This is a genomic window from Paenibacillus sp. YSY-4.3, assembly GCF_054767475.1.
The window spans coordinates 327706-339559 of sequence record NZ_BAABMC010000005.1 but is presented as its reverse complement, the minus strand read 5'-3'; the positions used below and the strand labels follow the sequence as shown (position 1 = coordinate 339559).

Here is an 11854-nt window from a genome sequence, read left to right as displayed (position 1 = left end):
TCGAACCCCTGACCGACGGCTTAGAAGGCCGTTGCTCTATCCAGCTGAGCTACTGGGACATAAAAAGGTATGTATAAAAAGGATGCGTTATTTATTATAACGCATCCTTTTCTATTTTCAAAGTACTATTTTACCTGCCGCTCAATGTTGCGTGTCTTCGCCTTTCAATTTATCACTAAGCTTGTCGGCGATGTCGCCGTAAGCAAGCAGCTGCTCCTTGAAATCCACACGCTGCTTCGCAGGCTCAGGCCACCCGGTATCGCCAAAGTTCTCTTCCGCGATCTCGGCATAAGCCTGGTGATGGCTGTTATCATACCAATCGATCTCGAAATCAGCATCGCTGCGAATCATCCGGATGATCTCGTAATCCTCATTCCCATCCTGGGACCGGGCTACGTACACATACAGCTCTGGATCACCGGCCGCCCCGGGCCATACTTGTACTTCGGCGCATTCCCGGCCGTCATGTTCAGCCAAGCGACGAAATTTGGCTTCCTTGATATAGTACATATTCATTCACACCTCATTCTACTGTAGTTATTGTTCGTGTTCGTCTTCCCCGGCTCCATAACCGCTTCGGTCCAGCTGCCGCCTGGTCTCTTCCGTGCCCAGCCGGTAAATCTCCCGGTACACCTTGTCTATCTGACTCTGGAACCCGCTGTTAGTCTCATCTTCCGGCGTATCCGGCCAAGGAAACATATAAGCCACAAAGGAGCTATCCTCCTTCTCTCCAATCCGCTCCAGCATATATCTCAAGTTGATTGCCTCTTCAGAAGACGCTTCAATCGTCCATTCATAAGCTGTGGCGCCCTGCTCTTCCAGAACCGACCGTCCCGGTATGGACACATAGTAACGCTTACCCAACGTCACCCCTCCTCTTAAAAATGCTTACGTCATAAACCGTCATTTGCAGAAACTCTCCATAACTTTGGCCAAATGAACTTGCCTGTTCATCCGGCTGGGCTGGAGCTTGCCATAGTTACCATTGTGTACAAAGTAAAAAAAAACATGCACGAGGATAGGAGGTCAGCACGATAAAAACAAAATTACCAGCCTGAGAACTTTCAGACTGGTAATTTATTAGATCCCTGCATATTTATTTCACTTCTGTAGGCTTGCGCATGGTCAACCCGACGCGTCCCTTCTTAATGTCAACGGTAAGCACCCATACCGTCACATTATCGCCAACCGAAACCACGTCCATCGGGTGCTTCACGTAGCCATTGCTGAGTTGGGATATATGCACCAAGCCATCGTTCTTAATGCCGATATCGACAAACGCGCCGAAATCAATGACATTACGAACGGTGCCCTGAAGCTCCATCCCTGGGGATAAATCCTCGATTTTCAGAACATCTGTGCGGAAAATCAGGGGTGGAAGCTCTTCACGCGGGTCGCGGCCCGGACGCTGCAGACTGTCGAGAATATCCCGCAACGTCGGAACCCCTACGCCGAGCTGTACGGCCAAGTTTTCCGGCTCCAGCGTGGAGAGCATCTCGGCCAATTCCTTGGTCCCGAGCTGGTTCAGCTCTACACGCAGCTCCTTGAACAATTCAGTGACCACGCCATAGGACTCAGGATGGATCGGCGTGCGGTCGAGCGGATGCTCTCCATCATTGATCCGCATGAACCCGATACACTGCTCGTACGTTTTTGCGCCGAGACGTGGAACCTTCTGAAGCTGCTTGCGGCTCGTGAATTTTCCATTCTCCTCCCTGTACTTAACGATGTTCTTGGCAGTGGTTGCGTTAACGCCGGAAACATAGGACAAGAGGGAAGGAGATGCCGTATTCACGTCTACGCCGACATGGTTAACCGCGGACTCTACTACCGCCGTAAGGCTCTCGTCCAGATGCTTCTGGGATACGTCGTGCTGATATTGGCCAACGCCGATTGCTTTAGGTTCGATTTTCACGAGCTCAGCCAGCGGATCCTGCAGTCTTCTCGCTATCGAGACTGCGCTGCGTTCAGCGACGTCCAGATCAGGGAACTCCTGCTGCGCCAGCTTTGAGGCCGAGTAGACGCTGGCCCCCGCCTCGTTCACGATCAGATAGGCCAGGTTAGAATCATTACGTTCCGCAATAATCTCAGCCACGAATTGTTCCGTCTCGCGGGAAGCCGTGCCATTACCGATAACAATAAGCTCTGCACCGTATTTATCCATAAGTTCATTGAATTTAAGCGCCGCTTCCCGCTTTTTGTTGTTTGGCGGCGTCGGGTAAGTTACGGCGACTTCCAGCAGCTTGCCCGTCTCATCCACGACGGCGAGCTTGCAGCCTGTACGGTAAGCCGGATCTACGCCAAGCACGATTTTCCCCTTTATCGGCGGCTGAAGCAGCAGACTGCGCAAATTCGCCGAGAAAATAGAGATCGCCTGCCGTTCGGCCTTTTCCGTCAGCTCCGCGCGCACTTCCCGTTCAATCGAAGGGGCGATCAGCCTTTTATAAGCATCCTCGATCACGTTTTGAAGAATGCTCCCGGTCACGGAACGACCTTTAATCGTCCGCCCGGCAATATGGCGATGGATCGCTTCGGCATCCAGTTCCAGCGAAATTTTAAGAATATTCTCGCGTTCGCCCCGGTTAATCGCCAATATGCGATGGGGCGGCATTTTCTTGGCAGGCTCGCGGTAGTCGTAGTACATTTCGTATACGGATTCTTCCTCAGGATTCTTCGCTTCCGACACAATCACGCCATGATCTATGCTGTACTTCCGCACCCAGGCTCTGATTGCCGCCTCATCCGCAATCTCCTCGGCTACGATGTCCATAGCGCCCTGCAGCGCCTCTTCTGCCGTCTCAACTGCAAGTTCCGCATTTACATACTTGGCAGCCTCCTCCAGAGGCTCGCCGTCTTTAGGTTGCGTTAACAGCCATTTTGCCAAAGGCTCGAGGCCTTTTTCCTTTGCGACGCTGGCTCTGGTCTTGCGTTTTTGCCGGTATGGACGATACAAATCCTCAACCTCTTGCAGTTTCACCGCTTGAACGATGGCAGACTCCAGCTCCGGGGTCAATTTGCCTTGCTCGCCAATGATGCGGATCACTTCCCGCTTGCGAACCTCCAAATTCCGCAAATATTGTACCCGATCCTCGATATCGCGAAGCTGGTTTTCGTCCAGTTCTCCAGTCATCTCTTTGCGGTAGCGGGCCACAAAGGGGATCGTATTACCTTCATCCAACAGCTGGACGGTTGTCCGCACTCCCTTTAAAGGCAGCCCTAATTCTTTGGCCGCCTGAGCCACGATTCGCTCCTGAACCTTAACCTCGATTTGCGCCTCGTTCGTATTCGTTTCCGGATTGATTTCAGTTTGTGACAAAGTCATCCCTCTTTCATCCTCAGATTGCACTGCTCCTATTATCACAAAATTTTCGGCCGAGTGCCAGTCAGGACCATTTCTCAAGGGCCAATGAACAACAAAAACACCGTACACGAGGTACGGTGTCTGATCGTCGAATTAGAAGTTCGAGTAGTTCCAGTAATTATCCGGTGTAGATACGGCAGCGATAAATACGATGATAAGGAACAAGATAATAAGCGCGTAAATAGCGGTACCGATAATGCCGCAAATCAATCCTGCTTGGGCGAAGCCATGCCCTTTCTCATTCGTTCGCTTGATTTCCTTAAAGGAAATAGAAGCAATAATGATCGCCACAATCCCTAGAAAAAATCCAATGTAGGGAATAGCGATAGCCAATATTCCCAAAACCAGCGCCGTAACCGACTTGCCATTCGTGCTCTGCTCTGCAGGTGGTGCAGGCGGCTGGGGTGGTGCGGGCGGATAATTGTAGTTGTATTGCCCAGAAGAATTATAATCCATTAAAAACGGTCCTCCTCAGAGATGTAGATATGTTTATTATACCAGATTAAGCCAGCGAAGCTATGCGAATTCGAAAAATTCATCCTAACTTTAAATAGAAGCCGACTTACAACATTACACAAGATCGGTAGCTTAAATACGACATTAGAAAAAGACGCCCCTATGGCGGGACGCCTTATAAGGAGAAATTTTCTCCTCTTCTCATCAAAAATCGATTAATCCCAGACTAATAAGCAGCGAATCGTTAACCTTTTTCATCGTCTCATCATCCAAATGGGTAATTTTGTCCGTCAGTCTTTGCTTATCAATCGTACGTATCTGTTCAAGCAAAATGACAGAATCCCTATCAAATCCATGCGTAGCCGCTTCAATCTCAACATGCGTCGGCAGCTTAGCTTTTTGGATTTGAGCGGTAATGGCAGCAACGATTACCGTTGGGCTGAATCGGTTGCCGATATCATTCTGGATGATAAGCACAGGTCTTACCCCGCCCTGTTCAGAACCGACAACAGGGGAAAGGTCTGCAAAAAATACGTCGCCGCGCTTTACAATCAATGGTCACACCCCGCTAACTAGGCGGTCCAGAGTGCTGTCTGCATCTTCCTCCGCGTGGAAAGCTTCAGAGGCCATGGTTAAGTTAATCTTGGCCATTTCCATGTAGCCACGCTGCATAGACTCCCGGATGAAGCGTTTCTTCCGTTCGTTCAAATACAGTTTCATGGCTTGCCTAATAAGCTCGCTGCGATTGGAATTCTCCATAGCTACGATTCCATCCACTTCCTGCAATAGATGATCCGGTAAGCTGATCATAATCCTTTTGGTGTTCTGCATATTGGCCATCTTTAAACATCCACCCCCAAAACCTTCTCGACCCAGATCCTTGTGACTCAGTATAGCAATATTCAAGGATATTTATACAAAAGAATATATGCTAAGTGTATATCAAGTATGCTGCATTTCATTATAACCAAAATTGGCATGAGCGTACATACCTTGATCATTTCCATCTTTATGATTCGAGCATAATGTATATCATTCGATGGACCTAGCATAAAATCCTTCCATTAGGAAGATAGTTTTGTAGTTTTTTGTCTGCCTTTTTAGGCAAACAACGGGTTTACCAAAACTTGCGGTCTATTTGTGCCTATGTATAGACGGGGCACACGATGAGCCAACATACAGATCAACTCGTAGTTAATGGTACCGAGCATGGAGGCCAGTTCGTCCGCTGTAATCATTGCACCGGACTGCCGGCCGATGAGAACAACCTCCTCACCGACTTGGATTTCTTCAGCTTCTTCAGCTAAAGATTGTAGCGAAACCATACATTGGTCCATGCAGATCGTTCCCACGACAGGAACGCGCCGGCCGCGAATGAGCATCTGCGCTTTACCGCTTAGCATCCGTGAATATCCGTCGGCATAGCCTATCGGCAGCGTTGCGATAACCTCTTCCCGATCCGTTACGTATTTCGCTCCGTAGCTTACGGAGGAATGCGGCGGCAAAGTCTTCACCTGCACCGTTTCTGTCTTAAGAGATAGAACCGGAAGAAGCGAAACCTGCTCTTTATGAACCTCATCGGAGGGGTAGAGGCCATACAATGCGATGCCGATCCGCACCATCTGGCACGAAATCTCCGGTAAATCAATTGCAATCGCGCTGTTGCCTGTATGTATAATCGGGATATCCAAATCATAATGCTTCAGCGCATGAACCACATTCTGAAAACGCCGGTACTGTTCCAATGTATAGCTCTTATCTTGCTCATCCGCTGTTGCAAAGTGGGTAAATAAGCCCTCCACTTCCAAATGCTGCAGGCTCATTGCATTGCGGATGAAATCCAGCGCCTCATCTCCGGGCAGGAGTCCGAGGCGCCCCATACCAGAATCGATTTTGATATGGACTTTCAGTTTGCCGGTATACTCGCTGGGATCAATAGCTTTGATCTCGTCAAGCGCTTCTGCGCTAAACAAAGTAAGGGTAATCCCATTCTCCCATGCCGTACGTATTCCGTTCGGAGGGGTATAGCCCAGAACCAGAATAGGAATGGTCAGACCGGCTTGGCGCAGCTCCAGGGCTTCGTCTAGAAAGGCTACGCTAAGATAATCGGCCCCGTAGCGTTCAAGTTCCTTGGCGACGGGCACAGCTCCATGTCCATATGCATTTGCTTTAACGCATGCTAACAGCTTCATGTCCGCTGGTATTCTTCTCCGTAGAGCAGTATAGTTGGCATAAAGCGCGTCCAAATCGATTTCTGCACGGGTAGGTCGATACTTCACTTGCACTTTGTAGGTCACCTTCTCTAATGAGTGAAAATCCATCATCAAACAATACATTAATCGTAATGTTCCAGAAGGCCGCTGTCAATTAAACAGAATAAACCATATTGTGCATACGAAGTCATTTTAACCCATAATGCGGTTTATTCCAAATAAAAAGAAGAGACAGACTGACGGGTTCGATAGCTCCTACAGCCTATCAGAAGTACCGCAAGTCCGCCAGCCTCTTCTTATTTACCCGTTTGTTCCTCCATAGACGCGGCTATTTTTGCCATTTCGCTCACGGGAAGATTGTCGCTTGTAATACGGAATTCCAGTCCATCCATGGTCCAGGTTAAAGTCTGCAGCTCATCTCCTGTCAGCAGGCCCGCAGTGAAACCGAGATCGATAACTGTTCCGGTTGCCAGCGAAACCGTACGATCCGGTGAACGGGATTCGGTTAACGTAAATTGATATGTACCGTCATATCGGAGCAGTACGCTGCTTCTATCACTATCATCTACGACTTTATCATCTTTATACGCTACACCTTCAGGCAAGTACGTCGGAATAATGACGCCGAACGGCTCACTCAGCGCCGGAGCTGCCAAGCCCTGCCCTTCTACACCTTGATCCGTTGCACTCGCACCTGTTTCGGAAGCCTCCGTGCTTTCGACGAGCATCCCGTTCTCATCCACTTCAAGAAGCGTTCCCTTGGACTTTTGGCCTGCCGTATCTAGATTATGCTGCATATCAAATGATTTATCGTCAAATTTGGCATTAAAGTTAAATTTCTCGAACTTCACTTCAACCACGACCTTCGCTTCAGCGTCCGAGACCTGTACCTGCCTCGGCGCATAGTCGTCTTTGTCGAGCCAAATTTTTTGACGCACAAGCGCGTGGGTATTGTAGTTCGCGGCTACATCGAACACATAGCTATCCTTATCGCTTACGAATTGACGAGTGTTGTCGCTAAGGATGCTTCGCACGAGCGTCTGATACAAGTAGACCTGACCCTGGTTCTCCGGCCAATCGCTTTGGAAGCGGAAGCTCTTGTTCAGACTCGGCGTCAACACATAGACGCCCTGATCGTTCTTAAGGACGATCTGCGTAATGTCCTTCTGGGCATTCGTCAGAGCAATCCGATAAAAAGACGGATTCTGATACCATACCTCAACCTTGTATTCTTGGGGTTTATCCCCCGTATGGAGCGTCATCGTTCCCGAACCCTGGTAGCTCTCCAGCTTCGTAACGATTTTGTCCAAATCCTTGACGACTCCGTCAGCATCTTTCTTGCCGCAACCGCCCAATACAGCACTCAAGCATATCACAATGACTAACGCCCAAGTGATCCGTCGCATGAGATCATCCCCTCTGCAGATTGATTTCCTAAACTGATAACATGTCTATGAGGGAACTTGGCCGATTATGCGGACTAGTTTGACAAGCAGGAACTTGGCTAGGATTACAAAGGTATGCATGGCTATTTATAACATATAATAAAACCGGCGCCAAGAATATTTGCATAGATACTTCCAGAATCCGCTAGCATTAAGCTGCCAGATTAGAAGCTGATTGTGCAAAATATTCCCGAACGCCGGTACGCTATCTTACGATTTCTAGAATTTGGTCAATGATTTGATTGGAGCCGATCGGCGCAATTCCGCGGTTCCATAATTGCTGCTCAACGATGTAAACCTGGTCCTCCTGAACCGCCTTTATGTTTTTCCATATGGCTGAGTTCTTTAATTCGTCTAGCCTGCTCTTCGCCGTATCCTCTACATTCTCCATCAGAAAAATATGATCCGGATTAAGATTCGGCAGCTCTTCCAGCGAAATTGTCTGCATCGCTTTACCCTCGGCAAGCTTCAAGCCGTTTAGACCTAGCTCCTGATGAATGATGCGGCCGATCCGGATATCGTCCACTCCGTACACTCTCAATTCCTTCGGCATCACTCGCATAACGACAAACACTTCTTCGCCAACCCTGCGACCCAGCTCCTCTTTTGCGCTCTCAGCTTTAGTCAAATAGTCGTTAAGCTTCTGCTGCGCTAGTTCCTCTTGCCCGACGATTCTTCCCAGCTCCAGGAGCAGCTGGCGCCAATCGCTCATTAATTCTCCGTCAAGCATGAGCGTCGGAGCTATCTTCCGCAAACTATCTTCGATTTCTTGATGAGAGGGGGCGTAAGCAAGAATTAAATCGGGCTCAGCCTCCAACAACGCCTCCAGGTTCGGAGATTCCGATGCGCCTAACGGGATTACACCTTCCATTTGATTTGCTATATATGGTAGGAACTGATGATTGACAAGCGACGTCGTCGAGGCATGAGGCTTGATTCCAAGCTCCAGCAAATGATCCGAATAGTAATCCAGCAATACAGCAATTTTCTGTGGTGCAGCTGGAATTTCCACATCGCCGCTCACATCCTTGACCATACGCGTAACAGGGGAGAGAACTTCCGTTTCTGCGGGAACATTATTCTGTCCTGTTACTGATCCGGCAGAGCCGCATCCCGAAATCAACGCAACAGCTAAAATAAAAACAATGATAAAAGAAGATCTCAATTGATTTTTAAAACGATATGTATAAGGCACAGTATTTCCTCCGATTGTTTTATTGATAATGATTATCATTATCGTTAATGATTATATGACCATCTTCATGTATTGTCAATACAATGAAATCATTTCGTACGGACACGGACAACAAAAAAAGAACCCCTTCGGGTTCCTTGCGTTGAACGGATCAGCTCCATATTTGCTTAGGTCATATCGGCTGTTCCAGCCAGTAAGGACATATCCTGCTGTTTTGTCATATGCATCACTTCCAGACTTTCCCTTAGATTGATGCACCAAGGATAGTCTCTATCCTGATATAAGGAACCTGCATATAGGTTTTGCAAGAGCTGGAGCTGACCTGCCGTCAACTTCTCCTGCCCTGACAGTTCCCGGTAATCGTATAGATCCACACTGATCGCCCCGTCGACTGCTTCAAGAACATACCCCTCATTGATCACTCTGATCGATAAAGGCAGGGAGAACTCCTCAAATGTCCTCTTCAACCGGTAGATCGTATTGTATACATTGTGAACCGCTCTCGCACCATCCATCTCCGGCCATAGACTATCTGCAAGGATCCATTTGTTTAAAATTTGCCCCTCGTTCACGATAAAATAAGCGAACATTTCTTCCGTTTTTTTCGTTGGCCATTTCACGATAACTCCATCTTGATTGGTCGTTCGGAATGAACCAAAGCATTTTACCGTCATGACAGACGCCTTGAACTTCAAAGCCTCCATGGCGAGCAAACGCTTTATTCGCTCTAATTTGGCGGCAATCGCATCGACTGCCCTGCGCGTAACCGGCTTCAGCAAATAATCCACCGCATCGACGCGAAAGGCATCGGCCGCATATTCCCGATGTGCCGTCGTAAACACGATTTGCATGGAATCCTGCTTTACCCGCTCCGCCAGCTCCAATCCATTTAAGCCAGGCATGCCGATATCAGTAAAAAGCACGTCAACCTGCAAGCGGGGGATGTCTTTCAACGCCTCGAACGGATCGGAATAAGCCCCGATGAGCTCATATTCCGGATGCTCATCAATGTATCTTTTCATCATATTCAAAGAAAGCCTTTCATCCTCAACGATAACTGTTCTTAGCAATGACATCCCCCTACCCTCAGCCTGATTTATGACGCAAATGACAAGTACTATGCATGTTGTGAGATTTCTGTGAGTTCAGCGATATATGATGTACATTATGCCAAAATAACGAGTCGCCGAACCCGTTCCTTCGTCTGAAGGATTTGATTACATTTTCGGCGAGGAAGAGGCGTTAATGAATAGCTTCACATATTTGTAATGAAATTTTTATAAAGGCAGGTTGGAAACGAAAGATGAAGTTAAAGCATTTGCAAAAAAATTCAATGATGCTCATTTTGTCCGGAATCTCGCTGTTGCTATCTGTAGGAACGCATGCCGTGCACAGATATACATCTCTGTTCGAAGTTCATAGAGCGATGAGCGGGATCGGCCAGTTATCGCAGGGGCTATCCCTTTTCAAAAATTTGCTCTTTTTTATTCCGATTGTCCTAATGATATTAAGCCTCCTCATTTATAGGAAGAGTACCAGTTCCCCGGCTCTGCCATGGCTGAACAGCACAACGCTGACATTCAGCAGTATTTCCATTATGGCTGGCGGCGACGGATTCGTGGAGTATCACTTCTCCATATTTATGACGATCGCGATTATTGCTTACTATGAAAATATTAGAATACTCATCTACAGCACCGCTATATTCGCAGTTCAGCATTTAGCCGGTTATTTCTGGTTCCCACAGCTGCTCTGCGGCATGTCCGATTACCGTTTCTCACTGCTGCTCATTCATGCCCTCTATTTAATTCTTACAAGCGGAGCAACGATCTGGTTCGTCTATTCCAAACAAATACATACTAGTGAATACGAGAAAAAAGTAGCTTCCCAGCAGCAGGCTTTAGACAAAGTTCTCCAAAACATGAATGATTCCAGCGAGTCGGTGTTGAATGCCGTCACCCAGCTCTTGTCCGGCGCCAGCCAGTCCGCCAAGGCCAGTCAAGAAATCGTCACCTCCATTGAAACGATCTCTATGGGGGCTTACGAGCAGACGAATAAGCTAGGCTTAGGTGTCGAGAGCATTCAAAGCATGGTGGATCAGGTCGGGCATATTAACGAGAACGCTAATGTAGTCACCGAGAGTTCCCTGGCAACCTCGAAACAGGTCGTTTATGGGCAAGAGAGGATTCATTTACTGGCAAGCCAGATTCACGTAATTACCTCTTCCGTTAACAATGTGAACGAGATCATCCATCAGTTGGCCGATAGCTCCCAGGAAATCGAAAAGCTCGTGGATCTCATTTCGTCCATCGCAGATCAGACTAATTTGCTGGCTCTCAATGCCTCGATCGAAGCGGCCCGGGCTGGAGAACACGGAAGCGGATTCGCCGTAGTCGCGGCGGAAGTCCGCAAGCTGGCCGGCCAATCCAATGACTCTGCTGCCGAAATCCACAGGAACGTTCAATCCTTCCAAAGCCGTATTGATCAGGTGCTCAGCGAAATGAACGTCAGCTTAAGCGAAGTGCAGAAAGGTCTGGAGCAAATTACCGAGACGCAGCGCGTCTTTGCTGAAATTTCCGAATCTTCGAACACCGTGGATCAGCAAATCAAGGACATATCCGGTACGACCGATTTACTGCTCCAGCATTCCAAACAGACCCATGATATGATGATTCAGGTGTCCGAAATAACATCGGCATTTTTCTCGAATATCGAGAAAATATTATCCGCCGCAGAGGAGCAATCTGCATCCTCCGACGCAGTCAATGATATCGCGTTGAACCTGGAATCTCTCGTTGCCGAGTTAGGCGGTATTATCGGCAGCGTTGAGAGGAGCTTATCGGCGGGTAGACCATAACTGGACAGCAAAAAGAAGGGGCTGTCGCAAAAGTCATCATAGATGACCGAGGGGCGCCCCTTTCTTTCAGAAAGCTTTCCATTTCTGCGGAATCAATTTTCTCTCTTGCCTGCATCTCATTCTTAGCTCATCATTAATAAGTTGTCGAACACTAAGCTGTCAAACACTAAATGGAATCCATGTATCTAATTATGCTCTAAACGCATACTTCAGAGGATTAAATGGATTTTATGCACTTAAAATCAAGAATCCAGCCCGTGATGGCCTTCTCCCTTCTTCTAACGACATGAATTACATTTAAATCTACTTTCCTTTCTTTGCCGCAGA

Annotated in this window: 11 protein-coding genes; 1 reads left to right on the top strand and 10 read right to left on the bottom strand. The window is 48.0% G+C overall.

Annotated features, from left to right (window positions below; all coding sequences use genetic code 11):
- Window positions 1-141 precede the first annotated feature (141 nt).
- The 10 genes from ACYUJT_RS18290 to ACYUJT_RS18245 all read right to left on the bottom strand — a co-directional run bounded on the left by ACYUJT_RS18290 (window position 142) and on the right by ACYUJT_RS18245 (window position 9746).
- Window positions 142-516, bottom strand: a complete 375-nt coding sequence (locus ACYUJT_RS18290; RefSeq protein ID WP_460324793.1) for a hypothetical protein — start codon at window positions 514-516, stop codon at window positions 142-144.
- Window positions 517-537: 21 nt separating this feature from the next.
- A complete protein-coding gene (locus tag ACYUJT_RS18285) occupies window positions 538-864 on the bottom strand; it encodes a hypothetical protein (RefSeq protein WP_460324791.1) in 327 nt (108 codons plus the stop codon).
- 232 nt (window positions 865-1096) lie between these two features.
- On the bottom strand, window positions 1097-3322 hold the full coding sequence (locus ACYUJT_RS18280; protein WP_460324789.1) for a Tex family protein: 2226 nt from the start codon (window positions 3320-3322) through the stop codon (window positions 1097-1099).
- A 132-nt stretch (window positions 3323-3454) separates the two neighbouring features.
- Window positions 3455-3817: a DUF4190 domain-containing protein gene (locus ACYUJT_RS18275; RefSeq protein ID WP_460324787.1), complete on the bottom strand. Its 363-nt coding sequence runs from the start codon at window positions 3815-3817 to the stop codon at window positions 3455-3457.
- A 204-nt stretch (window positions 3818-4021) separates the two neighbouring features.
- Complete coding sequence (locus tag ACYUJT_RS18270) at window positions 4022-4372, bottom strand: type II toxin-antitoxin system PemK/MazF family toxin (RefSeq protein ID WP_125082509.1); 351 nt, start codon at window positions 4370-4372, stop codon at window positions 4022-4024.
- A 3-nt stretch (window positions 4373-4375) separates the two neighbouring features.
- On the bottom strand, window positions 4376-4657 hold the full coding sequence (locus tag ACYUJT_RS18265) for a CopG family ribbon-helix-helix protein (protein WP_019638235.1): 282 nt from the start codon (window positions 4655-4657) through the stop codon (window positions 4376-4378).
- Window positions 4658-4917: 260 nt separating this feature from the next.
- Window positions 4918-6102, bottom strand: a complete 1185-nt coding sequence (gene alr / locus ACYUJT_RS18260) for an alanine racemase (protein ID WP_460324839.1) — start codon at window positions 6100-6102, stop codon at window positions 4918-4920.
- A 224-nt stretch (window positions 6103-6326) separates the two neighbouring features.
- The gene (locus tag ACYUJT_RS18255; RefSeq protein WP_460324784.1) at window positions 6327-7436 is read right to left on the bottom strand and encodes an outer membrane lipoprotein-sorting protein; all 1110 of its coding nucleotides are present in this window, start codon (window positions 7434-7436) and stop codon (window positions 6327-6329) included.
- A gap of 244 nt (window positions 7437-7680) precedes the next feature.
- Window positions 7681-8511 carry an ABC transporter substrate-binding protein gene (locus tag ACYUJT_RS18250; protein WP_460324782.1) on the bottom strand — a complete coding sequence of 277 codons (831 nt, stop codon included), beginning with the start codon at window positions 8509-8511 and terminating at the stop codon, window positions 7681-7683.
- 326 nt (window positions 8512-8837) lie between these two features.
- Entirely contained in the window at window positions 8838-9746 is a 909-nt protein-coding gene (locus ACYUJT_RS18245) for a response regulator (RefSeq protein ID WP_460324780.1), read from the bottom strand.
- Between the two features lie 257 nt (window positions 9747-10003).
- Here ACYUJT_RS18245 and ACYUJT_RS18240 point away from each other — a divergent pair, with 257 nt between their 5' ends.
- Window positions 10004-11527, top strand: a complete 1524-nt coding sequence (locus ACYUJT_RS18240; RefSeq protein WP_460324778.1) for a methyl-accepting chemotaxis protein — start codon at window positions 10004-10006, stop codon at window positions 11525-11527.
- Window positions 11528-11854 lie beyond the last annotated feature (327 nt).